This is a genomic window from Pseudomonas delhiensis (assembly GCF_900187975.1).
GTDB lineage: Bacteria > Pseudomonadota > Gammaproteobacteria > Pseudomonadales > Pseudomonadaceae > Pseudomonas > Pseudomonas delhiensis.
In genome coordinates this window covers 118518-144179 of sequence record NZ_FZPC01000018.1, presented here as the reverse complement: position 1 = coordinate 144179, position 25662 = coordinate 118518, and the positions used below count along the sequence as shown (strand labels likewise).

Below are 25662 nucleotides of genomic sequence, written 5' to 3'. Positions count from 1 at the left end.
TGCGCCATGGCCCGCCGCCCGCCCCGCGAGGAGCACGAGAACCACGAACGCTGGCTGGTGTCCTACGCGGACTTCATCACCCTGCTGTTCGCCTTCTTCGTGGTGATGTACTCCATCTCCTCGATCAACGAGGGCAAGTACAAGATCCTCTCCGAGACCCTCACCGGCGTGTTCAACCAGCCGGACCGCTCGATCAGGCCGATCCCGGTGGGCGACGACCGCCCGCGCACCACCCGGCAGCCCAGCGACGCCATGCAGCAGGGCGGCGACGACAACCTCGACGGCGACCCGCTGACGCAGATAGCCGATGCCGTGCGCGCACAGTTCGGCGACCTGATCGGCAGCGACCAGTTGAGCGTGCGCGGCAACGAGCTGTGGATCGAGATCACCCTCAACTCCAGCCTGCTGTTCCCCAGCGGCGACGCCATGCCGGCGGACGCCGCCTTCGGCATCGTCGAGAAGGTCGCCGGGATTCTGGCGCCCTACCAGAACCCCATCCACGTCGAGGGCTTCACCGACAACGTCCCCATTCACAACGCCCAGTACCCCACCAACTGGGAGTTGTCGGCGGCGCGGGCGGCGAGCATAGTCCGCCTGCTGGCCCAGGACGGCGTTTCCCCCTCGCGCATGGCGGCGGTGGGCTACGGCGAGTTCCAGCCGGTGGCGGACAACGCCAGCGCCGAGGGCCGCGCGCGCAACCGCCGGGTGGTGCTGGTGATCTCCCGCAACCTGGAAGTGCGCCGTAGCGTCAGCGGCGTGGGCAGCGCCAAGGCGCAGCCGGATGGCGCCCTGCGGCAGGCTGGCACGCAACCTGCACCGGTGGCTGCCAGCGATGCGCCCGCGGCGGCAACCGTCAATTCCCCGTCGGCGGCGCCGGCGCCCGCGCCTGGGAGCTGAGAACGATGAAAGACATGAACCGAGCATACGGACCGGGGAGAGCAGCATGAAAGTCTGGGCGGTAGCCAACCAGAAGGGTGGCGTCGGCAAGACCACCTCGTCCATCGCCCTGGCCGGCCTGCTGGCCGACGCCGGCAAGCGCGTGGTGGTGGTCGACCTCGACCCCCACGGCTCCATGACCAGCTACTTCGGGCACGACCCGGACACCCTGGAGCACAGCGTCTTCGACCTGTTCCAGCACCAGGGCGCGGTGCCCGAGGGGCTGCCGCGGCAACTGCTGCTGCCCACCAGCCACGAGAAGATCGCCCTGCTGCCGTCGAGCACCGCCCTGGCCACCCTGGAGCGCCAGTCGCCCGGGCAGAACGGCCTGGGCCTGGTGGTCTCCAAGGCCCTGGCGCAGCTGTGGCAGGACTTCGACCACGCCATCATCGACAGCCCGCCGCTGCTGGGCGTGCTGATGGTCAACGCCATGGCCGCCAGCCAGCACCTGGTGATCCCGGTGCAGACCGAGTTCCTGGCGCTGAAGGGCCTGGAGCGCATGGTCAACACCCTCAACATGGTCAACCGCTCGCGGCGCCAGGCGCTGCCCTTCACCATAGTGCCGACGCTGTTCGACCGCCGGACCCAGGCCTCCATCGGAGCCCTGCGCATGCTGCGCGACACCTACCCGGACACCCTGTGGCCGGCGTTCATCCCGATCGACACCCGCCTGCGCGACGCCAGCCGCCATGGCGTGGTGCCCTCGCGCCACGACGCCAACAGCCGCGGGGTGATCGCCTACCGCGCACTGCTCAAGCACCTGCTCGGCCAGGTGCCGGCGAGCCAGGTGGCCTGAGCGATGTTTTTCCGACGGGTGCCTTCAAGTCTGAGCCCGGTCCGGCCGATAGGCTGGGTGAACCCTTTGCGCGGATTTCCTGCATGAGCCGTTCCGCTACCGCCACACGCCCCCAGCTCGCGCTGCAGTCCTACCTGGACGCGCTGCTGCAGGAGGCCACATTCGACGATTTCGAGGCCCAGGCGCCGGCCCCTGCGCCGGCCGCCCCGGTGCTGACCGCGGTGCCTGTGCCCGTGGCGCCGGTCGCCGAGCCCGAGCCCGGCAGCAGCGTCAGCCTCGACGAGTTCGAGGCCGCGGTGCTCGAGGAGCAGGTGCGCGATGCGCGCCTGGTCGCGCGCGCCACTGCGCCGGTGGCCGAGGCGCCACAGCCCGTCGAGCCGCCGGTGGCCGAGGCCGCAGCGCCGGAGGAAGCCGCCGACGAGGTGATCGACCTGCACCGCCCGGGCAGCGCGCAGATGCCCCCGGCGCCGCTGGCGCTGCTCGACGACGGTCGCCCGGTGTGGGCCGCCGAGCCCTTCGAGTGCCTGCTGTTCGACGTCGCCGGGCTGACCCTGGCCGTGCCGCTGGTATGCCTGGGCTCCATCTACCCGCTGGCCGGCAAGGAGCTGACGCCGCTGTTCGGCCAGCCGGACTGGTTCCTCGGCATCCTGCCCAGCCAGTCGGGCAACCTGAAGGTGCTGGACACCGCGCGCTGGGTGATGCCCGAGCGCTACCGCGACGACTACCGCGAAGGTCTGCAGTACGTGATTTCCGTGCAGGGCTACGAATGGGGCCTGGCGGTGCACCAGGTCAGCCGCTCCGTGCGCCTGGACCCGTCCGAGGTGAAATGGCGCAGCCAGCGCCAGCAACGCCCGTGGCTGGCCGGCACGGTGATCGAACAGATGTGCGCGCTGCTCGACGTCTCGGCCCTGGCCGGGCTGATCGACAGCGGCGCGCTCCGCAGCCGGGCCCGCCACTGACGGGCTGGCGAGGCAATTGAACGACAACCGCTGCGCTACCCTTGGGGCGTGGCCGAACACGAGAGGCTAGGGATATGAACAAGACGTCTGCGCAAGGTGCCGAAGATCCGATTCTGCAGTGGGTCACCTTCCGCCTGGACAACGAGACCTACGGCATCAACGTGATGCAGGTCCAGGAAGTGCTGCGCTACACCGAGATCGCCCCGGTGCCGGGCGCGCCCAGCTACGTGCTGGGGATCATCAACCTGCGCGGCAACGTGGTCACCGTGATCGACACCCGCCAGCGCTTCGGCCTGGACTCGGCGTCGGTCTCGGACAACACCCGCATCGTCATCATCGAGGCGGACAAGCAGGTGGTGGGCATCCTGGTCGACAGCGTCGCCGAGGTGGTCTACCTGCGCCAGTCCGAGATCGAGACCGCGCCCAACGTCGGCAACGACGAGTCGGCCAAGTTCATCCAGGGCGTGTGCAACAAGAACGGCGAGCTACTGATCCTGGTCGAGCTGGACAAGATGATGACCGAGGAAGAGTGGTCGGAGCTGGAGAGCATCTGAGGTGCTCGAACTCGTCGTCCTGCTCGCCGTCGTCTGCCTCGGGCTGATCGGCTTCTGCGCCTGGCTGCTGCAGGGGCAGCGCCGCCTGGCCGCGCAGCTGGCCGAGCAGGCCGCGCGCCACGCCGCCCTGGAACAGCGCCTGAAGGAGCTGGCCAAGCGCAGCGAGGCCTACCAGCGTGTCAACGTGCGCATGGGCGAGGAACTGGGCGAGTTGCGCAAGCAACTGGCCAGCCTGCCCGAGCGCCTGGCGCGCCTGGAGCAGCGCGACCCCACCAGCCTGTCCTTCAGCCAGGCCGCGCGCCTGGCCGGGATGGGCGCGTCGGCGTCCGACCTGGCCCAGGCCTGCGGGCTGTCCCAGGCCGAGGCGGAGCTGATCACCCGCCTGCACAGCGGCCACAAGCAGCAGGACTGAAGCCCGTCGGTCCCTCGGTATACCCTTAGGGCCTTTTCGGATTTATCCGATCTTTTTCCTCGAAACACCCCTATAGAGTGACTCGCGTCGCTTTTTTTTCGAGGAAACCGCCATGTTGCCGCTGTCGCGCCGCACCCTGGTCTTCTGCCCCCATCCCGGCTGCCTGCAGCAGTACGGCATCCTGCTGAACCGCCTGGAGGTCTACCACCTGAGCCTGTGCGTGAACCTGGCCGAGGTGGACCAGGCGCTGGCCGGCGGGCAGCGCTACAACCTGTTCATCTACGACAAGTTCAGCCTTTGCGAGGACGACCTCGCGACCCTCCTGCACCTGAGCCGCAACCCGGGCATCCAGCAGTTCCTGCTGGTCGGCAGCTTCAGCGAGGCGCAGCGCCGCGAACTGCTGGACTGGGCCTGGCGCCAGCACGTGCCGCTGCTGCAGGTGCTGGAACGGCCCTTCAGCCTGGGCCAACTGCGCTCGGTCGTCGCCAGCATTGTCGATTATTCCGAAGCCGAGCAGGGAAGCTTCCCAGGAGCCCATCCGCTGCTTCCCAGCGAAGCCCTGCCACCCAGGTCGGCCACCGGCATGCCGCAGTGGCCTGAGCACACGTAGAAGGGATGGCTTGTGGAGAAGGCGCTTCATGACGAAGTGCCTTCGGTCTAGGGCCTCAACATCAATGCCTTCGCCGCATCTTGCGGCGCTCGCGGGGCTGGGCTCTTGCCCTTGAGGTACCAGGCGAAGGCGATGATTTCCGCCAGGGTGCGGTACAACTGCTCGGGGATGGCGTCGCCCAGTTCCAGGCGGGCCAGCAGGCGTACCAGTTCGCCGTTCTCGTAGATCGGCACTTCGTGCTGGCGGGCGATGGCCAGGATGGCCTCGGCCAGTTCGGCGTCGCCCTTGGCGCTGAGGGTGGGGGTGTTCTGGCCGTCGTAGTTGAGGGCGATGGCCTGGCGCGGCGCCGTCTGTTTGTTCATGCCTTTTCGTCCACCCAGCGTTGTTCCAGTGCGGTGCGCCGGCCTTGCGGTGCCCGGCCCTGGCGGCAGCACAGTTCGCGCACGGTGAAGCCGGCGTCCTGCAGGCGCTCGCGCAGGTGGCCGAGTTCGCGTTCCAGCAGGCTCGCGGTGCTTTCGCGCTCGGCCCAGAACTGGCTGCTCAGGCCCAGGGGCGCGAGGGTTGCCTGGACCTGCAGCGGCCCCAGCGGGTCGAGGTCGAAGGCCAGGTCGATGCGCCACAGGCTTTCCCGCGGCTGTTCGCTGTCCTGGGATTCGCGCCTGTCCTCGTGCTGGATGCGGACCTGCAGCGGCACCAGCGCATCCTCGGTGCGCATGGGCACCTCCATCTGCCAGGTCTGCAGCTGGCCGCCGCCGCGCAGCGGCTCGCTCTGCACCAGGCTGCTCAACTGGTGCGTCTGCAGCCGCGCCACGGCGGCCGCGGCCAGTTTCAGCAGGGATTCCAGGTCGCCTTCCTCTTCCAGCTTCTGCAGCGTGCGCGAGGGCAGCGGGAAGTCCGCCTGCTGCAGGCGCGGGCTGCCGTTCTGGTTGAGCGCGCCCAGGGCGTTGCGGACGAAGGCCGGCAGGCTGCTGGCCAGGTTGGCGGCGGTGCTGTTGGCGAGGTTCGCCAGCAGGTTGGGGGCGGCACTGCCTTGCTCGGCGGGCAGCAGTTGGCCGAGCAGGCGCAGGACGTTGGCCTTGAAGTCGCCCGGCAGCGGCGGCAGACCCTGCAGCAGGCGCGCCTCGAGGAAGCCGCCGCTCTGTTGCAGGGCCTGGGCCAGGCCCTTGGCGTCGCTGAGCTGCTGCACGCCGGGCAGCCCGGCGAGCAGGCGGTCCACGGCGCCGCGCAGGGCTGGGGGCAGGTTGCCGGGCTTGAGCGCCTGCAGCGCGTCCAGCAGCCCCTCGGTGGAGGATTGGCGGACCTGCTGGGTGCCCAACTGGTTGTTCAGTTCGAGGCGGTCCAGGCGCCCGGCCAGCGGCAGGAAGAGCAGGGCGCGGCTGTCCTGGACCTGGGCGCTGAGCAGGCTGCCGGCCTTCAGCGGGCGGGCCGAGTCGATGTCCAGCATGCGCCCGGCCAGGGGGCCGCCGAGCAGGCTGAGCAGCACCCGGTAGCTGGCCGGTTGCGCCGGGGTGCCGCCCTGGGGCGTGCTGGACAGCACCTTGCCCTGCAGCAGGCTGCCCACCGGCAGCTGTTCCAGGTCGAGGCTGTCCAGCGGCGGCAGGTCGCCCAGCGCTTGCCGGGCGCCGGACAGCAGGGTGGCGACCAGGCTGGTGGCGCCGAGGGCGGAAACGTTCAGGGTGCTGCCCTGGGCCAGGGCCTGCGGGCTCTCGGCGGTGACCAGCGTCTGCTGGCCGCCGGCCAGGGTCAGGCGCAGCAGCAACTGGAAACTGACAGCCGCCTGCTTGACGCCCAGCACCTCGGCCTGGGCGCTCTGCCCCGGCGGCAGCAGGTCGCCCAGGCTGCGGGCGAGCCTGAGCGACAGCTCCCCGGCGTTCTGCGCGGCGCGGCTGGCCAGGGGCATGGGGAGCGGGCGGGAAGCGCCAATCTCGCTCGGCATCTGCGTCCTTCGGGGCTTGCGGCGCATCGTCGCGGGGGCGGCGAAAGCCTGGGAAGCCTTAACAAGCTGTCGAAATTGCCGGCGCCGGGGCCGGAAGCGGGCGTGTATAATGCGCCGCCCGTGGCCACTATAGCGGCCTGCGATGCACCGACTTTAGCCTGATTTCGATTTTCCCGATGGGTGCCGATGCCTTGACCAGCCCGCTTCTCGAAACCGTGGCGCTCGCCTGCGAGCGGGACTGGCGCATGCTCTTCGAGCGCCTGGACCTGCGCCTGGCCGCCGGCGAGATGCTGCAGGTGGCCGGCCCCAACGGCAGCGGCAAGACCAGCCTGCTGCGCCTGCTCTGCGGGCTGATGCAGCCCACCGCCGGGCAGGTGCGCCTGAACGGCCGGCCGCTGGAGGAACAGCGCGGCGAACTGGCACGCAACCTGCTGTGGATCGGCCATGCCGCCGGCATCAAGGGCCTGCTCAGCGCCGAGGAGAACCTCGCCTGGCTCTGCGCCCTGCACCAGCCGGCGGACCACGCGGCGATCTGGCGCGCCCTGGAGGCGGTCGGCCTGCGCGGCTTCGAGGACGTGCCCTGCCACACCCTGTCCGCTGGCCAGCAGCGCCGCGTGGCCCTGGCGCGCCTGTACCTGGACGCGCCGCCGCTGTGGATCCTCGACGAACCCTTCACCGCCCTCGACAAGCAGGGCGTGGCCCAGCTCGAGGAGCACCTGGCGCGGCATTGCGAGAGCGGCGGCCTGGTGGTGCTCACCACCCACCACACGCTGGCGCGCATGCCCGCCGGCTACCGTGCCCTGGACCTCGGCCAGCACGCCCGCGAGACGGCGGGGGAGGGCGCATGAGCAACGTCTTCGGCCTGCTCCTGGCGCGCGAGGCGCGCCTGCAGTTCCGCCGCCCGGCTGAGCTGGCCAACCCGCTGGTGTTCTTCGCCATCGTCATCGCCCTGTTCCCCCTGGCCGTCGGCCCGGAAAGCCAGATGCTGCAGAACCTCTCGCCGGGCCTGGTGTGGGTGGCGGCGCTGCTGGCGGTGCTGCTGTCGCTGGACGGCCTGTTCCGCAGCGATTTCGAGGACGGTTCCCTGGAGCAGTGGGTCCTTTCGTCGCACCCCCTGCCTCTTCTGGTCCTGGCCAAGGTGCTGGCACACTGGCTCGTTTCGGGGCTGGCCCTGGTCCTGCTGTCGCCGCTGCTGGCCCTGATGCTGGGTTTGCCGGTACGCTGCCTGCCGGTATTGCTGCTCTCGCTGCTGCTCGGCACCCCGGTGCTCAGCCTGCTCGGCGCGGTCGGCGCGGCGCTGACCGTGGGCCTCAAGCGCGGGGGGCTGCTGCTGGCGCTGCTGATCCTGCCGCTCTACATCCCCGTACTGATCCTTGGCAGCGGTGCCCTCCAGGCCTCGCTGCAGGGGCTGCCGACCGCCGGGCACCTGCTCTGGTTGGCCAGCCTGACGGCGTTAGCATTGACGTTGACGCCCTTCGCCATCGCTGCCGGCCTGAAGATCAGCGTGGGCGAATGACGCCTGCCGGCGCCGCTGGAGCGGGGCCGGCACTAGAAAAAAGTGCCCTGACACACAGAGCCTGATGATGAACTGGACTTGGTTTCACAAGCTTGGGTCGCCCAAGTGGTTCTACGAGATCAGCGGACGCTGGCTGCCCTGGTTCGCCGTCGCCGCGGCGTTGCTGATGGCCGTCGGCCTCGTCTGGGGGCTGGCCTTCGCGCCGCCGGACTACCAGCAGGGCAACAGCTTCCGGATCATCTACATCCACGTGCCGGCGGCCTTCCTCGCCCAGTCGTGCTACGTGATGCTGGCGGTGGCCGGCGCCATCGGCCTGATCTGGAAGATGAAGATCGCCGACGTCGCCGTGCAGTGCGCCGCGCCCATCGGCGCCTGGATGACCTTCGTCGCCCTGATCACCGGGGCCATCTGGGGCAAGCCGACCTGGGGCGCCTGGTGGGTGTGGGACGCGCGCCTGACCTCGATGCTGATCCTGCTGTTCCTCTATTTCGGCGTCATCGCCCTCGGCCAGGCCATCGGCAACCGCGACAGCGCGGCCAAGGCCAGCGCCGTGCTGGCCATCGTCGGGGTGGTCAACATCCCGATCATCAAGTTCTCGGTGGAGTGGTGGAACACCCTGCACCAGCCGGCCACCTTCACCCTCACCGAGAAGCCGCCGATGCCGCCGGAGATGTGGATCCCGCTGCTGCTGATGGTGCTCGGCTTCTACTGCTTCTTCGCCGCCGTGCTGCTGATGCGCATGCGCCTGGAAGTGCTCAAGCGCGAAGCCCGCGCGTCCTGGGTCAAGGCTGTCGTGGAGCGCGCGCTATGAGTTTCCACTCCTTCGGTGATTTCCTCGCCATGGGCCACCACGGCCCCTACGTGTGGTCGGCCTACGCCATCAGCCTGGTGGTGCTGGCGATCAACGTCGCCGCGCCCATCCTGGCGCGCAGGCGTTACCTGCAAGAAGAGGCGCGCCGTCTGCGCCGGGAGGCCAGCAAGTGAATCCGGTTCGCAAGAAACGCCTGTTCATCGTCCTCGCCATCGTCGCCGGCGTCGGCGTCGCGGTGGCCCTGGCGCTGTCCGCGCTGCAGCAGAACATCAACCTGTTCTACACGCCGACGCAGATCGCCAACGGCGAAGCGCCGCACGACACCCGCATCCGCGCCGGCGGCATGGTCGAGAAGGGCTCGCTGAAGCGCTCGGCCGACTCCCTGGACGTGGAGTTCGTGGTCACCGACTTCGCCAGGGAGGTCACGGTGAAGTACCGCGGCATCCTGCCGGACCTGTTCCGCGAGGGGCAGGGCATAGTCGCCCTCGGCAAGCTCGACGAGAACGGCGTGCTGACCGCCGACGAGGTGCTGGCCAAGCACGACGAGAAATACATGCCGCCGGAAGTCACCAAGGCGCTGAAGGACAGTGGCAAGCTCGGTGAGTACCAGCAGGGCGGCCAGCCCGGCGCCGCGGCCCAGGGGAGCAACTGACGATGATCCCGGAACTCGGCCACCTGTCGTTGATCCTGGCGCTGTGCATGGCGCTGGTGATGTCCTTCTTCCCCCTGGTCGGCGCCTGGCGCGGCGACCGCCAGTGGATGAGCCTGGCGCGCCCGGCGGCCTGGGGGCAGTTCGCCTTCCTGGCGTTCGCCTTCGCCTGCCTGACCTGGGCCTTCCTCCACGACGACTTCTCCGTGGCCTACGTGGCCAGCAACTCCAACAGCGCGCTGCCCTGGTACTACAAGGCCAGCGCCGTGTGGGGCGCCCACGAGGGCTCGCTGCTGCTCTGGGCGCTGATCCTCGGCGGCTGGACCTTCGCCGTGTCGATCTTCTCCCGCGAGCTGCCCGAGCCCATGCTGGCGCGGGTGCTGGCGGTGATGGGGATGATCAGCACCGGTTTCCTGCTGTTCCTGATCATCACCTCCAACCCCTTCAGCCGCCTGCTGCCGCAGGTGCCGGCCGACGGCAACGACCTCAACCCGCTGCTGCAGGACCCGGGCCTGATCATCCACCCGCCGATGCTCTACATGGGCTACGTCGGCTTCTCGGTGGCCTTCGCCTTCGCCATCGCCGCGCTGCTCGGCGGCCGCCTCGACGCGGCCTGGGCGCGCTGGTCGCGGCCCTGGACCCTGGTGGCCTGGACCTTCCTCGGCATCGGCATCGTGCTCGGCTCCTGGTGGGCCTACTACGAGCTGGGCTGGGGTGGCTGGTGGTTCTGGGACCCGGTGGAGAACGCCTCCTTCATGCCCTGGCTGGTGGGCACCGCGCTGATCCACTCGCTGGCGGTGACCGAGAAGCGCGGGGTGTTCAAGAGCTGGACGGTGCTGCTGGCCATCGCCGCCTTCTCCCTCAGCCTGCTGGGCACCTTCCTGGTCCGCTCCGGGGTGCTGACCTCGGTGCACGCCTTCGCCTCGGACCCCGAGCGCGGGGTGTTCATCCTGGCCTTCCTGCTGGTGGTGGTCGGCGGCTCGCTGACGCTGTTCGCCCTGCGCGCGCCGGTGGTCAAGAGCCAGGTCGGCTTCGCCCTGTGGTCCCGCGAGACCCTGCTGCTGCTGAACAACGTGGTGCTGGTGGTGACCGCCGCGATGATCCTGCTCGGCACCCTCTACCCGCTGGTGCTCGACGCCATCAGCGGCGCCAAGCTGTCGGTCGGCCCGCCGTACTTCAATGCCCTGTTCATGCCGCTGATGGCGGTGCTGATGCTGGCCCTGACGGTGGGCGTGCTGGTGCGCTGGAAGGACACCCCGACGCAGTGGCTGCTGCGCATGCTGACCCCGGTGCTGATCGGCGCCGTGGTGCTCGGCGGCGTCGCCACCTTCCTCTACGGCGACCTGCACTGGCCGGTGCTGGCGGTGTTCCTGCTGGCCTTCTGGGTGATCCTCGGCGGCGTCCGCGACTTCCTCGACAAGGTCCGCCACAAGGGCCTGGTGGCCGGTGCCGCCAGCCTCAACCGCAGCTACTGGGGCATGCAGGTGGCGCACCTGGGCATCGCCGTGTGCGCCATCGGCGTGGTCCTCACCAGCCAGTTCAGCGCCCAGCGCGACCTGCGCATGGCCCCGGGCGAGAGCGTGGAACTGGCCGGCTACCAGTTCGCCTTCGAAGGCACCCATCACTTCGAGGGCCCGAACTTCACCTCCGACAAGGGCACCATCCGCGTCACCCGCGACGGTAGCGAAGTGGCGGTGCTGCACCCGGAGAAGCGCCTGTACCGCGTGCAGGGTTCGATGATGACCGAGGCCGGCATCCACGGCAGCCTGACCCGCGACCTCTACGTCGCCCTGGGCGAGCCGCTGGACGACGGCGCCTGGGCCGTGCGCCTGCACATCAAGCCGTTCGTCCGCTTCATCTGGCTGGGCGGCCTGCTCACCGCCCTGGGCGGCGTGCTGGCGGCGTGCGACCGGCGCTACCGGCTGAAAGTCAAAACCAAGGTGCGCGAGGCGCTGGGCCTCGCCGCCGGACAGGGAGCCTGAGTGTGAAGCGTGCGATCCTGCTGTTGCCGCTGGCGATCTTCCTCATCGTCGCGGTATTCCTCTTCCGCGGCCTGTGGCTCGACCCCAGCGAGCTGCCCTCGGCGCTGATCGACAAGCCGTTCCCGGCGTTCTCCCTGCCGGGCGTGCTGGAGCCGAGCAAGACCTACACCCTGGCCGACCTCAAGGGCCGGCCGGCGCTGGTCAACGTCTGGGGCACCTGGTGTCCGACCTGCCGCTTCGAGCACCCGGTGCTGGCCAGGCTGGCCGAGCAGGGCGTGGTGATCGTCGGCATCAACTACAAGGACGACAACGCCGCCGCGCGGAAGTGGCTGCAGGACCTGCACGACCCCTACGTGCTGAACATCGCCGATGCCCAGGGCACCCTGGGCCTGGACCTGGGCGTGTACGGCGCGCCGGAGACCTACGTGATCGACAAGGACGGCATCATCCGCCACAAGCTGGTCGGCGCCGTCGACGAGAAGGTCTGGCGCGAACAGCTGGCGCCGATCTACCAGCGCCTGGTGGACGAGGCGGGGGGCAAATGAAGCGACTCCTGAGCGCGGCCCTGCTGGGCCTGACCCTGAGCGGCGCGGTGTACGCCGCCATCGACACCTACGAATTCCCCAACGAGGCCGAGCGCCAGCGCTTCCGCGACCTGACCACCGAGCTGCGCTGCCCCAAGTGCCAGAACCAGGACATCGCCGACTCCAACGCGCCCATCGCCGCCGACCTGCGCAAGCAGATCTACGAACAGTTGCAGCAGGGCAAGAGCGACGAGCAGATCGTCGACTACATGGTCGACCGCTACGGCGACTTCGTGCGCTACAAGCCGCCGGTCAATTCCCGCACCTGGCTGCTCTGGTTCGGCCCGGCGGCCCTGCTGGGCCTGGGCGTGCTGGTGGTCGGCGTGCTGGTGGCGCGCCGCCGCCGCGCCGCTAGCGGCCCCTCCGCCAGCCTGTCCGCCGAGGAACAGGCCCGCCTGAATCAATTGCTGGATAACCAAGACAAATGATCGACTTCTGGCTCGCCGCCGGCCTGCTCGCGCTGGTGGCCATGGCTTTCCTGCTGATTCCGCTGCTGCGTGGCCGCCGCGCCCAGGCCGAGGAAGACCGCACCGCCCTCAACGTCGCCCTGTACCAGGAGCGCCTCGCCGAGCTGGATGCCCAGCACGCCGCCGGCACCCTCGACGACGCCCAGCTGCAGGCCGGGCGCACCGAGGCCGGCCGCGAGCTGCTGGCCGACACCGAAGGCGAGGGCGAACGCCGCGCGCGCCTGGGCCGCGCCGCGCCGCTGGCGGTGGCCGTGCTGCTGCCGCTGCTGGGCCTGGGCCTGTACCTGCACTGGGGCGCCAGCGACAAGCTGGCCCTGTCCCGCGAGTTCGCCGAGCCGCCGCATTCCATGGAAGAGATGACCGCGCGCCTGGAGAAGGCCGTGCAGGCCCAGCCGGATTCCGCCGAGGGCTGGTACTTCCTCGGCCGCACCTACATGACCCAGGAGCGTTTCGAGGACGCCGCCAAGGCCTTCGAGCGCGCCGCCAACCTGTCCGGGCGCCAGTCCGAGGTGCTCGGCCAGTGGGCCCAGGCGCTGTACTTCGCCAATGGCAAGAAGATGGCCGGCGCCGCCCAGACCCTGGCCGACGAGGCGCTCAAACAGAACCCGGAGGAGGTCACCACCCTCGGCCTGATGGGCATCTCCGCCTTCGAGGAGCAACGCTACGCCGACGCCGCCAGCTACTGGCAGCGCCTGGTCGCCGCGCTGCCGGCCGACGATCCGTCGCGCGCAGCCATCCAGAGCGGCATCGAGCGCGCCCGCCAGCACCTGGCCGAACGCGGCGAGAAGCTGCCGGAAGCGCCGGCCGCGGCGGCCAGCGCCGGCGTGACGCTGAAGGTCCGGGTTGACCTCAGCGACGCGGTGAAGGGCCAGGTCAAGCCGGACGACAGCGTGTTCGTCTTCGCCCGCGCGGTGAACGGCCCGCCGATGCCGCTGGCGGTCAAGCGCCTGAAGGTGGCCGACCTGCCGGACGAGGTGTCGCTCAGCGATGCCGACGCCATGATGCCGCAGCTGAAGCTGTCGGCCTTCCCGCAGGTGGAGCTGGTGGCGCGGGTGTCGCGCGCCGGCAATGCCATCAGCGGCGAATGGATCGGACGCAGCCAGCCGTTGTCTACTGCCGGCGCGGGCGATCAGGCGGTGACCATCGACAGCCCGGACCAGCATTGACCGACAAACTCCCGGAGGTACGTCCGTGAAAGGCCGAATCCTCGCCCTCGCGGCCCTGCTCGCCCTGGCCGGTTGCGCCGGCCAGCAGCCCCACTCGCAAGCCCCGGCGCCGGCCCCGCAGCCCGGCGCCAGCGGCCAGCCGCCGGCGGCCATGCCGTCGAACAAGCCGGCGCCGCGTTCGGCCATCACGCCCAACCCGCAGAACCCCTCGAACAAGCCCCGCAGCACCCACACCCAGTTCGCCCCGCCGCCGGGCGGCAAGGGCCGCTGGGACCCGAACCTGGGCGTCTACGTGATCCAGGGCCAGAAGGACCTGTACTACCGCCAGCGCACCTACTACCACTGGGACGGCGCCTGGTACTGGGGCGTCAGCCCGCAGGGGCCCTGGACCGCCACCGATGCCAACGGCGTGCCGCCGGGGTTGAGCCGGCGTTACGCACAGCCCTGAGGCCGGGGATTTTCGTAGGAGCGAGCTTGCTCGCGAATGGTGCTTCCCGGCGGCTGTGAAGCTCGGGTTGACTCGGTTCCCTCACCCCAGCCCTCTCCCAGAGGGAGAGGGGGCCGTTCGGAGCGAGCGATCAATCTGGAGTCATCCTGAAACGCCTACGCGGCTACCCGCCGCCGAGGCCGGCGAATCCAATCGCGGACGGAGTCCGCTCCTTGGCAGGTAGGCACATCGTCGTAGGATGGTGTTGAGCGAAGCGATACCCATCACCACGGCCTCCCTGGAACCGTAGGGCGCATAACCGTTCGCGGTTATCCGCCGTTGGCTGGAACACCGGTGCCACCGATATCGGCGGATAACGCCGTAGGCGTTATGCGCCCTACGGGCTGGCAGTCACGACAGGGTATGAGGATGGCGCCTGACTTCCAGGCCGCTCAGGACAGCTCCCTCTCCCTTCAGGGAGAGGGTTGGGGAGAGGGCGCTCTTGAACCCAACATCTATACCGCCGGGAAACCCCATTCGCGAGCAAGCTCGCTCCTACACAAAAGCTCACTCCAAGGTCCCATGGGGCGCCGCATCCATCACTTCCACCCGGTTGCGGCCGCTGGCCTTGGCCCGGTACAGGGCCTGGTCGGCCGTGCTGTAGAGCCTTTCGTAGGTGCTCGATACGCCGCTGGCCAGGCCGGCGATGCCGAAGCTGGCGGTGAGGTAGAGCAGGCCGTCCTTCATCGGCAGCGGGGTGTCTTCCAGCAGCTTGCGCAGCTTCTCGGCGATCACCCGGGCCTGGGGCGCGGCGGTGTCCGGCAGCAGCAGTAGGAATTCCTCGCCGCCCAGGCGCGCCACGCTGTCGCTGCTGCGGGTGTGCTTGCGCAGCAGGGTGGCGGTGTGGCGGATCACCTCGTCGCCCAGCGGGTGGCCGTAGCGGTCGTTGATGAACTTGAAGTGGTCCAGGTCGATCATCAGCAGGCTCACCGGCATCGGCTGGCGGTCGCAGCGCGCCAGCTCCTGCTTCACCAACTGGTCGAACTGGCGGCGGTTGAACAGCCCGGTCAGCGGGTCGTGGCCGGCCAGGTATTCCAGCTGGCGGTTCTTCTCCTCCAGTTCCTTGCGCTGCCGGCGCAGGTGCTGGCGCTGGCGCAGGTTGCGCAGGTGGCTGAACCAGAGGATCTGCGACAGCAGCAGGCCGATGCCGCAGATGGTCAGGCCGCCCATCTGGTTGGACAGGCGCAGCTGCGGGTCCGGCTGGGCCGTTTCCATGGCCAGTTCGAAGGCGATGAACAGCAGCACGTAGAGCAGCGTGGCGAACACCGGGCGCAGCAGCAGGATCAGCGCCGTGGCCACCGCGCCCATGAGGAAGGGCGTGATGCTGCTGGTCACCTGCTGGTCGAAGGCGCTGATGACCAGGCCGAAGCCCAGCAGCACGGCGGCGCCCAGCAGCGCCAGCAGCTCGCAGTACCACGGCGGCGTCGCCTGCGGGCGCTGGCGGGCCTGCCAGGCCAGCAGGCCGAGGCCGAGCAGCAGCACGGCCGCCACCGCGTGGGTGAGGATGATGTGCTGGCGCCAGCCGTCGTACGCCGGCAGGCTGCCCTGCAGGTTGAGCCAGAACACCAGGATGTGCACCAGGTCGAAGGGCACGGCCAGCAGCGCCAGCCAGGCCAGGCGCCTGAGGTTTTCCGTGGCTACCGGCCGCGCCAGGGAACGGGCGAGCCTGAATTGCTGGCGAAGGCGTTGCGGGAACGGCTGGGACACGGGGGCAGGTCCTGTGCGCGATGGCATCCGGCTATGAGCATAGCGAGATGCCGCCAGGCTGTCCCGACGCCCGCCGGGGGATTGCCGGGCTTTTCGCTTGCAGCCTGGCGTGGCGGCTGGGCATAGTCCGCTACCTGTCAGGCAGCACGGCGAAAGGAGAAGGACATGGGCGAACGGGTATTGCGGTTTTCCGCGGAAGACGGCCTGGATGCCGAACGCGCCGCCCTGGACCAGGTCTTCGGCGGCCAGGGCGACAGCCGCCTGCTGTTCTGGCGCCCGCTGCAGCAGGCGCTGGTGATGCCGCGCCGGCTCAGCCGCCTGGCCGGTTTCGCCGAGGCCGAGGCGCGCTGCGCCGAGCTCGGCTGGCCGATCGCCCTGCGCGACACCGGCGGCGAGCCGGTGCCGCAGTCGCCGGCGGTGCTCAACGTCGCCCTGTGCTACGCGGTGCCAGACGGCGACAACGAGCAGACGCGCATCGACACCGCCTACCAGCGCCTCTGCCAGCCGCTCTGCGACTGGCTCGCCGCCCTGGGCCTGGAGGCCGGCTTGGGCGAGGTGGAGGGCGCCTTCTGCGACGGCCGCTACAACGTCAACCTGGGCGGGCGCAAGCTGGTCGGCACCGCCCAGCGCTGGCGCCGCCGGCAGAGCGACGGGCGCTACGTGGTGTTGGCCCATGGCGCCATCCTGCTGGAGAACCAGCGCGCAGCCATGGCCGAGGTGGTCAATGCCTTCTACCGCGCCGTCGAGCTGCCGGCCGTCATCCGCGCCGACAGCCACGTGGCCCTGGAGGAACGGCACGCCCAGCCCTGGTCGCAGGTCGAAGCCCTGGCCGGGCAGTTCCAGCGCCACCTGGCCCGCGAAGGCCTGCCGCCGCCGGCCTGATCCACACCTTTTCCGTTCCACCCGCCCGGCCGCGCGCCGGGCCTCATCCTGCCAAGGAGCGTTCCGGCATGGAGCATGGTTCCAACTATCTGCAATCGGCGGTGGTCTTCCTCATCGCCACCGTCTTCATGGTGCCGCTGGCCAAGCGCCTGCAGCTGGGCGCGGTGCTCGGCTACCTGCTGGCCGGGGTGCTGATCGGCCCCTCGGTGCTGCGCCTGATCGACGACCCCGAGAGCGTCGCCAGCCTGTCCGAGCTGGGCGTGGTGCTGCTGCTGTTCATCATCGGCCTGGAGCTGTCGCCCAAGCGCCTGTGGGTGATGCGCAAGGCGGTGTTCGGCATCGGCCTGGCCCAGGTGCTGCTCACCGCGCTGGTGATAGGCGCGCTGGCGCACCTGGCCTTCGAGCTGCCGCTGAACACCTCGGTGGTGCTCGGCGGCGGCCTGGCGCTGTCGTCCACCGCCTTCGGCCTGCAGATCCTCGCCGAGCGCAAGGAACTGGCCAGCCCCCACGGCCGCCTGGCCTTCGCCATCCTGCTGTTCCAGGACATCGCCGCCATCCCGCTGATCGCCGCGGTGTCGCTGCTCGGCGCGCGTGCCGACGAGGCCGCGCCGGGCGGCGACTGGCGCCACTTCCTGGAGGTCGTGGGCAGCATCGCCGTGGTGGTGGTCGGCGGGCGCTACCTGCTGCGCCCGGTGTTCCGCACGGTGGCGCGCACCGGCATGGCCGACCTGTCCACCGCCACCGCGCTGCTGGTGGTGGTGGGCACCGCCTGGCTGATGGAGCTGGCCGGGGTGTCCATGGGCCTGGGCGCCTTCCTCGCCGGCCTGCTGCTGGCCGACTCGGAATACCGCCATGAACTCGAATCGCAGATCGAACCCTTCAAGGGCCTGCTGCTGGGGCTGTTCTTCATCAGCGTGGGGATGAGCGCCGACCTCGGCCTGCTGCTGCATTCGCCGCTGCTGGTGCTGGGCCTGACGGTGCTGCTGATCGCCCTGAAGCTGCCGCTGCTGTACCTGCTCGGGCGCCTCACCGGCGGCCTCGACGGCCATTCGGCGCTGCGCCTGGGCATCGTCCTGGCGGCCGGCGGCGAATTCGCCTTCGTGGTGTTCAAGCTGGCCCGCGCCGAAGGCCTGCTGGACGCCAACCTGCACAGCCTGCTGGTGCTCTGCATCACCCTGTCGATGGCGGTGACGCCGCTGCTGGTGCTGCTGGCCGCGCGCCTGGTGAAGCCCAAGCCGGAGCCGGTGCGCGAGGCGCCGGAGGAATACACGCGCATCGAGGGCGACGCGCCGCGGGTGGTGATCGCCGGAATGGGCCGCATGGGCCAGGTGGTCGCGCGGATCATGCGCGCCCAGCGCGTGCCCTTCATCGCCCTGGACACCTCGGTGGACACCATCGAGCTGAGCCGCAGCTACGGCAGCATCCCGATCTTCTATGGCGACCCGCTGCGCCCGGAAATCCTCCGCGCGGCCCAGGTGGACAAGGCCGAGTTCTTCGTCGTCGCCACCGACGACCCGCAGACCAACATCGACACCGCGCGCCTGGTGCGCAAGCTCTACCCGCACGTGAAGATCATCGCCCGGGCACGCAACCGCCAGCACGTCTACCACCTGCTCGACGCCGGGGCCAGCCCGGTGCGCGAGCTGTTCCACTCCAGCCTGGAGATGAGCCGGCGGGTGCTGGTGGAGATGGGGCTTTCCGAGGAACAGGCGCTGGCGCGCATCCGCCGCTTCCGCCGCCACGACGAGGAAGTGCTGATGGCCCAGTACAAGGTCTACGACGATGCCGCGGCGGTGATCCAGACCGCCCGCGAGGCGCGCCAGGAGCTGGAGACGCTGTTCGAGGCCGACCAGCTGGAGGACCGGGGCGTGGGCAAGCCCTGAGCGGGCGCCGCGGCCGGGCCGCTTGCGCCTGGCCGGCGGGCGGGCTTCAGCCGCGCACGCGGCGGCGCGGCGGCTCGTCGATACGGATGGGTTCGCCGGGCGAGCGCAGGGTGAGCACGCCGATGGCGGCCAGCAGCAGGGTCACGGCCAGGCCGATGGCGGCCAGCGCGACGTAGAGCAGCAGCTCCGCCAGGGAGCCGATGATGAGCAGAATATCCAGTGCGGCCTGCATGCTGCGATCCTCCGTCAGCCTCGTGGTCAGCGGGGCGTTCCGGGGTATGCACGCTCAGGCCGCCTCGCGGCCCCTGGGTTCGCGGGGCCATGGGAGCATGCTCGCGCCCGGGCGCGGCTAAGGGAATTGAATCCGCCTGCTGGTGACTATCGACGCCATCGATGCCGCGGCGGGGCGCCGGCCCGGCTCAGCGCGGGTAGAGCGGCGGCAGGCTGTTGCCCTCGGCCGTCGCCGCGCCGCCGCCTTCCGCGGCGGGCAGGGTGCGGATCGCCCGCCAGAGGTCCTCGCCCTCCCAGTTGTGGCCGCCCTCGCTGTCGCTGTAGAGCGCGCCGTTGAGGCCGTCCATGGCGTCGGACAGCGGCACGAAGCGCGCCGCCATGTCGGCCAGGGTTTCCGGCTGCTGCCGGGCCCAGGCGTCGAGGGCCTGGCGGGTGGCGTGGGGGTCGTTGGCCTGGCAGCAGCGGCGCAGCTCGTCGAGCAGGGTGCGGGCGCTGGGCGCATTGGCCGCGGCGCGGACGATGGCCGGCTGGCGCCGGGCGCGCCACCAGAGGCCGAAGCCGAGCAGGCTGGTCAGGGCCAGCAGCAGGGTCGCCAGCTGCCACGGCCACAGAGGCTGGCCGCCGGTGCCCACGGCGCCTTCCAGCGCCGCCGGGGGCTGGGCCGCCAGCTGCGGGTTGGCGCCGACGTCCAGGGTGCGGCCGGGCAGGGTGGTGTGCTCCAGGCGGTCTTCCTGGGTGTTCCACCAGGTGATCTCGATGTCCGGCAGGCTCAGCTGGCCGGCCTGGTCCGGCACCAGGGCCTGGCGTTCCTCGCGGCTGCCGATCACGCCCTGATCGCCCTGTTCCTCGGCCAGCTGCGGCTGGTCGGGGTAGTGCCGCAACCCGGCCGGCAGGGCCTGGGGCAGCGGCGGCAACTGGGCGCTGGAAAGCCCCTCGACGCGCAGCATCAGGTTGCGCGTCAGGGCCTCGCCGGCCTTCGCCTGGTCCGGCTGCGGGGCCCAGCTTTCGCTGAGGGCGACGGCGCGGGCCGGCAGCCAGGGCGCGTCGGCCGGGTAGTCGGCGGGCTTGGGTTTCACTTCCAGGGGAATCTCCGGCGAGTTCACCCGCAGGCGCTTGCCGGGCAGCGCGCCGAAGGTGTCGCCGGGGTTGTTGCGCGCCACCTGGGTGGCGCTGAAGTTCAGCGCGGGGATGGTCAGCTCGCCGCTGCGCTGCGGGAAGATCGCGAAGCGCACCTCGATGACGCCGTGGCGCACGCCGTTGATTTCCTTCTCGTAGGTGCGCGGCTGGCCGAGCTGCTCGACCTTGGCGTCGTCGATCTGCAGCGGGCTGAGGCTGCTGTCGTCGTACAGCGAGACCGAGTGGTAGATGCGCAGGGTGAGGATGGCCTGGGCCTGCACGTAGACCGTTTCGTGGTCGAGGCTGGCGTCGATGAACACCGGCGAGAGTTTCTGCTGCCCGGCCGCGTCCTCGGCCTTGAGCACCTGCAGGCCGATCGGCTGGGTCTGGCTGTTGCCCATGCGCAGCGCCGGTATCCGCAGGGCGCCGGTGCGGGTGGGGCGCAGGGTGATGATCCAGCGCGTGGTGGCCTGGGCCTGGCCGTCGAGGGTGGTCAGGCGGTTGACCTGGCGGGTGCCGAGGATCTCGAAGGCCTCGCCCAGGGGCGTGAGGTCCGGCTTGCCGAACTGCGTGGGGTCGTCGGACTCCAGGGTCAGGTCGAGGCTCTCGCCCTCGGTCAGGCGCGCGCGGTCGACGCTGGCGGTGAAGCTGGCCTGCGCCTGGAAAGCGAGGAGGCTGAGCAGGATCAGGCAGATCAACCCTTTCATGGCATGTTTTCCTGGTGCTGCTGCTGTTGGTACCAGAACTTGCGGCGCAGCAGTTCGGAGGGTTCGTCGGGAATCTGCCGCAACCATTGTTCCAGGGCCTGGCGGCTTTCGTCGCTGAGCTCCTCTTCGTCCGCCGAGGGGGCCGGGAGTTCCGTCGCATCGGTGGGCGGCTCGTCGTCCGGGGCCGGGGCCTGCAGGCGCTCGGCGTTGGCCTGCTGGCGGTTCTGCAGGGCCGCGGAAGGGCGCGCCGGCCGTTCTTCCCGGTCCTGCTGGCCCGAGGGCCTGGCCGGTGCCGTCGGCGACGACTCGGCCTCGCCGCTGCGCAGGGCCTGCGAGGCGTTGGCGCGCTGCTGGGCGGCGTCCTGCTCGCGCTGGCGCAGCAGCTCTTCCAGCAGCGCCTTGTTGCGCTGGGCCTGCTGCAGGTCCGGCTGCAGTTCCAGCGCCCGCTCGTAGGCGTCGATGGCGGCCTCGTACTGCTCCGCGCGGGCCAGGGCGTTGCCGCGGTTGTAGTGGTCGGCGGCGGTGTCGCCCTGGGCGAAGGCGTGGGCCGCGCCGTCGTAGTCGCCGGCCTGGTAGAGGGCCAGGCCGCGCCAGCGGAAGTCGGCGAAGTGCCGGGCGGCGTCGGCCGGGCGCTGCTCGGCGAGCAGGCGCTGGCCCTGCTGGTCGGGGCGCAGCCAGAGGTCGGCGAACTCGAAGGCCAGGGCCGGTTGCGGCGCGCCCAGCCACAGCGGCAGCAGCAGGGGCAGGCTGAACAGCCAGCCGCGGCGGCCGGCGCAGGCGGCCAGCAACAGCAGCGGCAGGAGCAGCCAGTAGCCCTGGTCGGCCCAGCGCTGCAGACGCAGCACGGCGTCGTTGCCGGCGGCCTCCAGGCCGCGGTTGGCGTCCAGCAGGCCGAGGGCCTTGAGGTCGCGGTCGCCGGCGCCCAGGCGCTGGTAGCCGGCGTCCAGGCCGGCGGCGAACCGGCGCAGCCCGGCTTCGTCCAGGCGCGGCAGGAGGATGCCGCCCTGGCCGTCCTTCAGGTAGGTGCCGTCCTCCTGCGGGATGGGCGCGCCGCCGGCGCTGCCCACGGCGAGGATGGCGAAGTCCCGGCCGTGGCCGTGCAGCGCCTTGCCGATGCCCTGCTGCTCGCTTTCGTCCAGGCCGCCGGTGAGCAGCAGCAGGCGCCCTTTGCCCTGGGCGCCCTGGTCGAGCAGGCGGCGCGCCAGCTGCACGGCGAGGTCGGCGCGCTGCCCGGGCTCGGGCATGATCGACGGCTTGAGCGCATCGAGCAGGTTGCGCGCGGTGAACAGGTCGTTGGACAGCGGCACCAGGGTGTGGGCGCTGCCGGCGTAGACGACGATGGCGGTCTGCGCGTCGGGGCGCGCGCGCAGCAGGTCGAGGAGCTTGCGCCGGGCCTGCTCCAGGCGGCTGGGCGGCAGGTCGCCGGCGAGCATCCGCGGCGTCAGCTCGAGGATCACCACCAGCGGGTCGCTGCGCTGCATGGCCGGTTGCTCGATGCGTTCCCAGCTCGGCCCGAGCAGCGCCAGCACCGCCAGCAGCCAGGCCAGGCCCAGGTACAGCCAGGGGCGGCGGTCGGCGCGGCCGCTGCCGCCCTTGAGCAGCCAGGGGTGAAAGGCCGCCGGCAGCAGCAACTGCCAGCGCCCGGCGCGGCGCTGGCGGTGCAGCAGCTTCCACAGCAGCCAGGCCAGCAGCGGCAACAGCAGCAGCCACCAGGGGCGCAGCAGGTGCGGCCAGAGGTTCATGGGCGCCTCCACGGCCAGCGCCATTGCTGCGGCGGCCAGAGTTCGCCGGCCACCAGCAGCAGGCTCAGCAGCAGCGCGGCGGCCAGCGGCCAGTGGTAGAGGGCCAGGGCCGGGCGCGCCTGGGTGGGCTTCTGGGTCACCGGCTCGAGGCTGTCGAGGGTGCTGGAGATGGCCTCCAGCTCGGCGCCGTCGCGGGCGCGGAAGTATTCGCCGCCGGTGAGGTTGGCGATCGCCTTCAGGGTGCCTTCGTCCAGGTCCAGGCCGGGGTTGAGGCCGAGCGCGCCGAGCACGCCGCCGGGCTGCGGGTCGGCGCCGATGCCGATGGTGTAGATCTTCACGCTCTCTTCGGCGGCCAGGCGCGCGGCGGTCAGCGGCGGGATCTCGCCGGCGGTGTTGGCGCCGTCGGTGATCAGCACCAGCACGCGGCTTTGCGCCGGGCGCTGGCGCAGGCGCTTGAGCGCAAGGCCGATGGCGTCGCCCAGGGCGGTGTCCTTGCCGGCGATGCCGATCAGCGCCTCGTCCAGCCAGACGCGCACGCTGTGGCGGTCGAAGGTCAGCGGCGCCTGCAGGTAGGCCTTGCTGCCGAACAGGATGAGGCCGACGCGGTCGCCGCGGCGCGCCTCGATGAAGTTGCCGAAGAGCTTCTGCACCAGGTTCAGGCGGCTGATCTCGCTGCCCTGCCAGGTGAGGTCGGCGGTGTCCATGGAGCCGGAGACGTCCACCGCCAGCAGCAGGTCGCGGCCGCTGGCGGGGATCGGCAGCGGTTCGCCGACCCATTGCGGGCGCGCCGCCGCCAGCAGCAACAGCAGCCAGAGCAGCACGAAGGGCGCCTGCAGGCGCCAGGCCGGCAGTTGCGCGCGGGCGCGGCGGCCGGCCAGGCCCTCGAGTTCGGCGAGGAAGCTGACCTTCAGCGCCGCCTCGCCGCTGTCGGCCGGCGGCAGCAGCACGCGCAGCAGCCAGGGCAGCGGGGCGAGCAGGAAGGCCCAGGGCCAGGCGAACTCAAACATGCTTGCGCACCCAGGTTTCCACGGCGGCGGCGAGGCCGTCGATGGCCTTGTCGTCGAGCTTGCACTCGGCGCGGTAGCCGCCTTCCACCAGGATCATCCAGCGCGTCAGGCCGGCTGCCGGGCAGCGGTTGTCGAGGAACGCCAGCCAGGCGCGGCCGCTCAGGGTGTGGCAGTTGTCGTCCGGCCAGCGCACCCGCGACAGGCGCTTGAGCAGGGCGTTCTGCGCCTGCAGCCAGGGGCCGGCGGGGGCGCCGCCGTAGGGGCGCGGCAGGCGCGCCAGCTCTTCCAGGGCGGCGACGCGGATCGGCTCCAGCGGCGCTTCCGCCGGGGCCGTCGCGTGGCGGCGCGGCAGCAGGCGGTGGCGCCAGCGCCATGCCGCCCAGGCCAGCGGCGGCAGCAGCGCGGCCAGCAGCCACCAGCCCGGCGCCGGCGGCCACCAGGGCACGGCGGCGGGCTGGAGCAGCGGTTCCAGGGCGTCGAGGGGGTTCACGGGCGCTTCCCCGCGGCGGGTTGTTCGAGGTGGTCGCGCAGCTGCTCCACCAGGTCCAGCTGGGTGCTCAGCGGCAGCAGCGGCACGCCCAGGCGCTGGCTGACCCGCGCCCAGCGCTCGCGGCGCGCCTCGCCCAGGGCGCGGTAGGCCAGGCGTTGTTCGTCGACGTGGGTGTCCACCTCGAGCATGGCCTGGCCCTCGGCGAAGCGCATCAGCCCGGCGGCCGGCAGGGCGTGGTCCAGCGGGTCGGACACCGGCAGCAGGACCAGGTCGGTGTGCCGCGCCAGCAGGCCCAGCTGCTGCTCGGCCAGGTCGCCCTGGGGCGCATTGCCGAGGGCGCGTTCGTCGCAGACGACCATCACCAGGCTGCCCGGCCGCAGCACCTCGCGGGCGCGGCGCAGGGCCAGGCCGAAGCCGTCGCCGGAGGCGGGCGCCGGGGTGTCGGCGAGCAGCGCGTGGTTGGCCCGCACCATCAGGTTGAGCAACTGCAGCTGGCTCTGCTTGCTGCGCCGCGGCTTGATCTCGTGGGTGTCGTGGTCGCTCAGCACCAGGCCGCCGATGCGGTCGTTGTGGGCCAGCGCGGCCCAGCCGAGGAGGGCGGCGGCGCGGGCGGCCAGCACCGACTTCAGGCACAGGCCGGAGCCGAAGAAGGTCCGCCGGCTCTGCTCGACGAGGACGAACACCGGGCGCTCGCGCTCCTCGTGGAACAGCTTGGTGTGCGGCTCCTGGCTGCGCGCGGTGACGCGCCAGTCGATGGTGCGCACGTCGTCGCCGGGCTGGTACACGCGCACCTGGTCGAAGTCCACGCCGCGCCCGCGCAGGCGCGAGTGGTGCAGGCCGATCAGCGGGCTGCGCCGGGCCGGGGTGGAGAACAGCTGCACCTCGCGCAGGCGATGGCGCATGTCGATCAGCTCTTGCAGGCTGACCGTCACGCCGTTGCTGGCGGTGTCCGGCATCAGGCCACGGCGACCACGTCGAGGATGCGCTGGACCACGCGGTCCTGGTCGATCCCCGCGGCTTCCGCCTCGAAGGAGAGGATCAGGCGGTGGCGCATCACGTCGAACAGCACCGCCTGGATGTCCTCGGGGCTGACGAAGTCGCGCCCGCCCAGCCAGGCGTGGGCCCGGGCGCAGCGGTCGAGGGCGATGGAGCCGCGCGGGCTGGCGCCGTAGGCGATCCACTCGGCCAGTTCGGTGTCGTACTTGGCCGGGGTGCGGGTGGCCATGACCAGTTGCACCAGGTATTCCTCCACCGCGTCGGCCATGTACAGGCCGAGGATTTCCTTGCGCGCGGCGAAGATCGATTCCTGGGTCACCTGGCGCTCCGGCCGCGCCTCGCCGTTGAGCGCCTCGCCACGGGCCTGCTGGAGGATGCGGCGCTCCACCGAGGCTTCCGGGTAGCCGATCTTCACGTGCATCAGGAAGCGGTCGAGCTGGGCCTCGGGCAGCGGGTAGGTGCCCTCCTGCTCGATGGGGTTCTGGGTGGCCATCACCAGGAACAGCGGCGGCAGGTCGTAGGTGCTGCGGCCGATGCTGACCTGGCGCTCGGCCATGGCCTCCAGCAGCGCCGACTGCACCTTGGCCGGGGCGCGGTTGATCTCGTCGGCCAGCACCAGGTGGTGGAAGATCGGCCCCTGCTGGAAGCAGAAGGTGCCGTTTTCCGGGCGGTAGATCTCGGTGCCGGTGATGTCCGCCGGGAGCAGGTCGGGGGTGAACTGGATGCGATGGAACTCGGCCTCCAGGCCTTCGGCGAGGTCCTTGATGGCCTTGGTCTTGGCCAGCCCGGGCGCGCCTTCCACCAGCAGGTGGCCGTCGGCGAGCAGGGCGATGAGCAGGCGCTCGACGAGCTTTTCCTGGCCGAGGATCTGGCTGGAGAGGAAATGTCGCAACGCGAGGAGCGACTCACGGTGTTCCATCGAATGCGGGTTCCTGGAATGGGGAGGGCGGCGTGGCGCGGCCGCCGGGGGCATTACTTTACTGCATCGGCGCAGGCGCGTGCAGGGTGGCGTGGCGGCGCGGTCGTCGGTTCCGCT

28 protein-coding genes are annotated in these 25662 nt (G+C 70.8%); 18 read left to right on the top strand and 10 right to left on the bottom strand.

The genetic code is table 11. The annotated features are described in order from the left end of the window. Nucleotides 1-6 precede the first annotated feature (6 nt). The 6 genes from motD to CHC02_RS17435 all read left to right on the top strand — a co-directional run bounded on the left by motD (nt 7) and on the right by CHC02_RS17435 (nt 4267). Nucleotides 7-897, top strand: coding sequence for a flagellar motor protein MotD (gene motD, locus CHC02_RS17460; RefSeq protein ID WP_089392715.1), 891 nt, complete (start codon nt 7-9; stop codon nt 895-897). Nucleotides 898-943: 46 nt separating this feature from the next. After that, entirely contained in the window at nt 944-1732 is a 789-nt protein-coding gene (locus CHC02_RS17455) for a ParA family protein (RefSeq protein ID WP_089392714.1), read from the top strand. A gap of 83 nt (nt 1733-1815) precedes the next feature. Further along, nucleotides 1816-2691, top strand: a complete 876-nt coding sequence (locus CHC02_RS17450) for a CheW domain-containing protein (RefSeq protein ID WP_089392713.1) — start codon at nt 1816-1818, stop codon at nt 2689-2691. Between the two features lie 74 nt (nt 2692-2765). Continuing rightward, nucleotides 2766-3245, top strand: a complete 480-nt coding sequence (locus tag CHC02_RS17445; protein WP_089392712.1) for a chemotaxis protein CheW — start codon at nt 2766-2768, stop codon at nt 3243-3245. 1 nt (nt 3246) lies between these two features. Continuing rightward, entirely contained in the window at nt 3247-3657 is a 411-nt protein-coding gene (locus tag CHC02_RS17440; protein ID WP_089392711.1) for a DUF2802 domain-containing protein, read from the top strand. Nucleotides 3658-3769: 112 nt separating this feature from the next. Further along, nucleotides 3770-4267, top strand: coding sequence for a hypothetical protein (locus CHC02_RS17435; RefSeq protein ID WP_089392710.1), 498 nt, complete (start codon nt 3770-3772; stop codon nt 4265-4267). Nucleotides 4268-4314: 47 nt separating this feature from the next. On the opposite strand, the gene CHC02_RS17430 is transcribed toward CHC02_RS17435, so the two are convergent. Then, the gene (locus CHC02_RS17430; protein ID WP_089392709.1) at nt 4315-4629 is read right to left on the bottom strand and encodes an EscU/YscU/HrcU family type III secretion system export apparatus switch protein; all 315 of its coding nucleotides are present in this window, start codon (nt 4627-4629) and stop codon (nt 4315-4317) included. Next, nucleotides 4626-6203 (bottom strand): flagellar hook-length control protein FliK, encoded by a 1578-nt coding sequence (gene fliK, locus CHC02_RS17425; protein WP_089392708.1) that lies wholly within the window; start codon nt 6201-6203, stop codon nt 4626-4628. The genes CHC02_RS17430 and fliK overlap by 4 nt, the downstream gene beginning before the upstream one ends. A 176-nt stretch (nt 6204-6379) precedes the next feature. On the opposite strand from fliK, the gene ccmA reads away from it, so the two are divergent. The 10 genes from ccmA to CHC02_RS17375 all read left to right on the top strand — a co-directional run bounded on the left by ccmA (nt 6380) and on the right by CHC02_RS17375 (nt 13826). Beyond that, a complete protein-coding gene (ccmA, locus tag CHC02_RS17420) occupies nt 6380-7051 on the top strand; it encodes a cytochrome c biogenesis heme-transporting ATPase CcmA (RefSeq protein WP_089392707.1) in 672 nt (223 codons plus the stop codon). Next, nucleotides 7048-7719, top strand: coding sequence for a heme exporter protein CcmB (ccmB, locus tag CHC02_RS17415; RefSeq protein ID WP_089392706.1), 672 nt, complete (start codon nt 7048-7050; stop codon nt 7717-7719). Before ccmA ends, ccmB begins: the two co-directional genes overlap by 4 nt. A 64-nt stretch (nt 7720-7783) precedes the next feature. Beyond that, nucleotides 7784-8530: a heme ABC transporter permease gene (locus CHC02_RS17410; RefSeq protein WP_089392705.1), complete on the top strand. Its 747-nt coding sequence runs from the start codon at nt 7784-7786 to the stop codon at nt 8528-8530. After that, a complete protein-coding gene (ccmD, locus tag CHC02_RS17405; RefSeq protein ID WP_089392704.1) occupies nt 8527-8703 on the top strand; it encodes a heme exporter protein CcmD in 177 nt (58 codons plus the stop codon). Before CHC02_RS17410 ends, ccmD begins: the two co-directional genes overlap by 4 nt. Further along, complete coding sequence (gene ccmE / locus CHC02_RS17400) at nt 8700-9182, top strand: cytochrome c maturation protein CcmE (protein WP_089392703.1); 483 nt, start codon at nt 8700-8702, stop codon at nt 9180-9182. Before ccmD ends, ccmE begins: the two co-directional genes overlap by 4 nt. A 2-nt stretch (nt 9183-9184) precedes the next feature. Further along, nucleotides 9185-11161 carry a heme lyase CcmF/NrfE family subunit gene (locus tag CHC02_RS17395; protein WP_089392702.1) on the top strand — a complete coding sequence of 659 codons (1977 nt, stop codon included), beginning with the start codon at nt 9185-9187 and terminating at the stop codon, nt 11159-11161. Nucleotides 11162-11163: 2 nt separating this feature from the next. After that, nucleotides 11164-11706 (top strand): thiol:disulfide interchange protein DsbE, encoded by a 543-nt coding sequence (gene dsbE / locus CHC02_RS17390; RefSeq protein ID WP_089392701.1) that lies wholly within the window; start codon nt 11164-11166, stop codon nt 11704-11706. After that, on the top strand, nt 11703-12173 hold the full coding sequence (locus tag CHC02_RS17385; RefSeq protein ID WP_089392700.1) for a cytochrome c-type biogenesis protein: 471 nt from the start codon (nt 11703-11705) through the stop codon (nt 12171-12173). Before dsbE ends, CHC02_RS17385 begins: the two co-directional genes overlap by 4 nt. Continuing rightward, on the top strand, nt 12170-13378 hold the full coding sequence (gene ccmI / locus CHC02_RS17380; protein WP_089392699.1) for a c-type cytochrome biogenesis protein CcmI: 1209 nt from the start codon (nt 12170-12172) through the stop codon (nt 13376-13378). Before CHC02_RS17385 ends, ccmI begins: the two co-directional genes overlap by 4 nt. A 25-nt stretch (nt 13379-13403) precedes the next feature. After that, a complete protein-coding gene (locus CHC02_RS17375) occupies nt 13404-13826 on the top strand; it encodes a hypothetical protein (protein WP_089392698.1) in 423 nt (140 codons plus the stop codon). Nucleotides 13827-14372: 546 nt separating this feature from the next. On the opposite strand, the gene CHC02_RS17370 is transcribed toward CHC02_RS17375, so the two are convergent. Then, on the bottom strand, nt 14373-15572 hold the full coding sequence (locus CHC02_RS17370; RefSeq protein WP_089392697.1) for a GGDEF domain-containing protein: 1200 nt from the start codon (nt 15570-15572) through the stop codon (nt 14373-14375). A 165-nt stretch (nt 15573-15737) separates the two neighbouring features. Here CHC02_RS17370 and CHC02_RS17365 point away from each other — a divergent pair, with 165 nt between their 5' ends. Both CHC02_RS17365 and CHC02_RS17360 read left to right on the top strand, forming a co-directional pair. Continuing rightward, on the top strand, nt 15738-16454 hold the full coding sequence (locus tag CHC02_RS17365; protein WP_089392696.1) for a lipoate--protein ligase family protein: 717 nt from the start codon (nt 15738-15740) through the stop codon (nt 16452-16454). A 68-nt stretch (nt 16455-16522) separates the two neighbouring features. Continuing rightward, nucleotides 16523-18337 (top strand): monovalent cation:proton antiporter-2 (CPA2) family protein, encoded by a 1815-nt coding sequence (locus CHC02_RS17360; RefSeq protein ID WP_089392695.1) that lies wholly within the window; start codon nt 16523-16525, stop codon nt 18335-18337. A gap of 46 nt (nt 18338-18383) precedes the next feature. On the opposite strand, the gene CHC02_RS17355 is transcribed toward CHC02_RS17360, so the two are convergent. The 7 genes from CHC02_RS17355 to CHC02_RS17325 form a co-directional block, all read right to left on the bottom strand. Then, entirely contained in the window at nt 18384-18569 is a 186-nt protein-coding gene (locus tag CHC02_RS17355; protein WP_089392694.1) for a hypothetical protein, read from the bottom strand. 187 nt (nt 18570-18756) lie between these two features. After that, on the bottom strand, nt 18757-20391 hold the full coding sequence (locus CHC02_RS17350) for a BatD family protein (RefSeq protein ID WP_089392693.1): 1635 nt from the start codon (nt 20389-20391) through the stop codon (nt 18757-18759). After that, entirely contained in the window at nt 20388-22133 is a 1746-nt protein-coding gene (locus tag CHC02_RS17345; protein WP_089392731.1) for a VWA domain-containing protein, read from the bottom strand. Before CHC02_RS17345 ends, CHC02_RS17350 begins: the two co-directional genes overlap by 4 nt. Next, complete coding sequence (locus tag CHC02_RS17340) at nt 22130-23140, bottom strand: vWA domain-containing protein (RefSeq protein WP_089392692.1); 1011 nt, start codon at nt 23138-23140, stop codon at nt 22130-22132. The genes CHC02_RS17345 and CHC02_RS17340 overlap by 4 nt, the downstream gene beginning before the upstream one ends. Then, on the bottom strand, nt 23133-23630 hold the full coding sequence (locus tag CHC02_RS17335) for a DUF4381 domain-containing protein (RefSeq protein WP_089392691.1): 498 nt from the start codon (nt 23628-23630) through the stop codon (nt 23133-23135). The genes CHC02_RS17340 and CHC02_RS17335 overlap by 8 nt, the downstream gene beginning before the upstream one ends. Then, nucleotides 23627-24586 (bottom strand): DUF58 domain-containing protein, encoded by a 960-nt coding sequence (locus CHC02_RS17330; RefSeq protein ID WP_089392690.1) that lies wholly within the window; start codon nt 24584-24586, stop codon nt 23627-23629. Before CHC02_RS17330 ends, CHC02_RS17335 begins: the two co-directional genes overlap by 4 nt. Further along, nucleotides 24586-25545: an AAA family ATPase gene (locus tag CHC02_RS17325; RefSeq protein ID WP_089392689.1), complete on the bottom strand. Its 960-nt coding sequence runs from the start codon at nt 25543-25545 to the stop codon at nt 24586-24588. Before CHC02_RS17325 ends, CHC02_RS17330 begins: the two co-directional genes overlap by 1 nt. Nucleotides 25546-25662 lie beyond the last annotated feature (117 nt).

Coding starts and splice junctions, on each gene's coding strand:
- ccmB (WP_089392706.1), top strand. CDS start 7,048: ATGAGCAACGTCTTCGGCCTGCTCCTGGCGCGCGAGGCGCGCCTGCAG.
- CHC02_RS17445 (WP_089392712.1), top strand. CDS start 2,766: ATGAACAAGACGTCTGCGCAAGGTGCCGAAGATCCGATTCTGCAGTGG.
- ccmD (WP_089392704.1), top strand. CDS start 8,527: ATGAGTTTCCACTCCTTCGGTGATTTCCTCGCCATGGGCCACCACGGC.
- CHC02_RS17365 (WP_089392696.1), top strand. CDS start 15,738: ATGGGCGAACGGGTATTGCGGTTTTCCGCGGAAGACGGCCTGGATGCC.
- CHC02_RS17340 (WP_089392692.1), bottom strand. CDS start 23,140: ATGTTTGAGTTCGCCTGGCCCTGGGCCTTCCTGCTCGCCCCGCTGCCC.
- CHC02_RS17355 (WP_089392694.1), bottom strand. CDS start 18,569: ATGCAGGCCGCACTGGATATTCTGCTCATCATCGGCTCCCTGGCGGAG.
- CHC02_RS17395 (WP_089392702.1), top strand. CDS start 9,185: ATGATCCCGGAACTCGGCCACCTGTCGTTGATCCTGGCGCTGTGCATG.
- CHC02_RS17325 (WP_089392689.1), bottom strand. CDS start 25,545: ATGGAACACCGTGAGTCGCTCCTCGCGTTGCGACATTTCCTCTCCAGC.
- CHC02_RS17410 (WP_089392705.1), top strand. CDS start 7,784: ATGATGAACTGGACTTGGTTTCACAAGCTTGGGTCGCCCAAGTGGTTC.
- CHC02_RS17360 (WP_089392695.1), top strand. CDS start 16,523: ATGGAGCATGGTTCCAACTATCTGCAATCGGCGGTGGTCTTCCTCATC.
- CHC02_RS17430 (WP_089392709.1), bottom strand. CDS start 4,629: ATGAACAAACAGACGGCGCCGCGCCAGGCCATCGCCCTCAACTACGAC.
- fliK (WP_089392708.1), bottom strand. CDS start 6,203: ATGCCGAGCGAGATTGGCGCTTCCCGCCCGCTCCCCATGCCCCTGGCC.
- ccmA (WP_089392707.1), top strand. CDS start 6,380: ATGGGTGCCGATGCCTTGACCAGCCCGCTTCTCGAAACCGTGGCGCTC.
- ccmI (WP_089392699.1), top strand. CDS start 12,170: ATGATCGACTTCTGGCTCGCCGCCGGCCTGCTCGCGCTGGTGGCCATG.
- CHC02_RS17345 (WP_089392731.1), bottom strand. CDS start 22,133: ATGAACCTCTGGCCGCACCTGCTGCGCCCCTGGTGGCTGCTGCTGTTG.
- motD (WP_089392715.1), top strand. CDS start 7: ATGGCCCGCCGCCCGCCCCGCGAGGAGCACGAGAACCACGAACGCTGG.
- CHC02_RS17435 (WP_089392710.1), top strand. CDS start 3,770: ATGTTGCCGCTGTCGCGCCGCACCCTGGTCTTCTGCCCCCATCCCGGC.
- CHC02_RS17450 (WP_089392713.1), top strand. CDS start 1,816: ATGAGCCGTTCCGCTACCGCCACACGCCCCCAGCTCGCGCTGCAGTCC.
- CHC02_RS17385 (WP_089392700.1), top strand. CDS start 11,703: ATGAAGCGACTCCTGAGCGCGGCCCTGCTGGGCCTGACCCTGAGCGGC.
- CHC02_RS17455 (WP_089392714.1), top strand. CDS start 944: ATGAAAGTCTGGGCGGTAGCCAACCAGAAGGGTGGCGTCGGCAAGACC.
- CHC02_RS17350 (WP_089392693.1), bottom strand. CDS start 20,391: ATGAAAGGGTTGATCTGCCTGATCCTGCTCAGCCTCCTCGCTTTCCAG.
- CHC02_RS17330 (WP_089392690.1), bottom strand. CDS start 24,586: ATGCCGGACACCGCCAGCAACGGCGTGACGGTCAGCCTGCAAGAGCTG.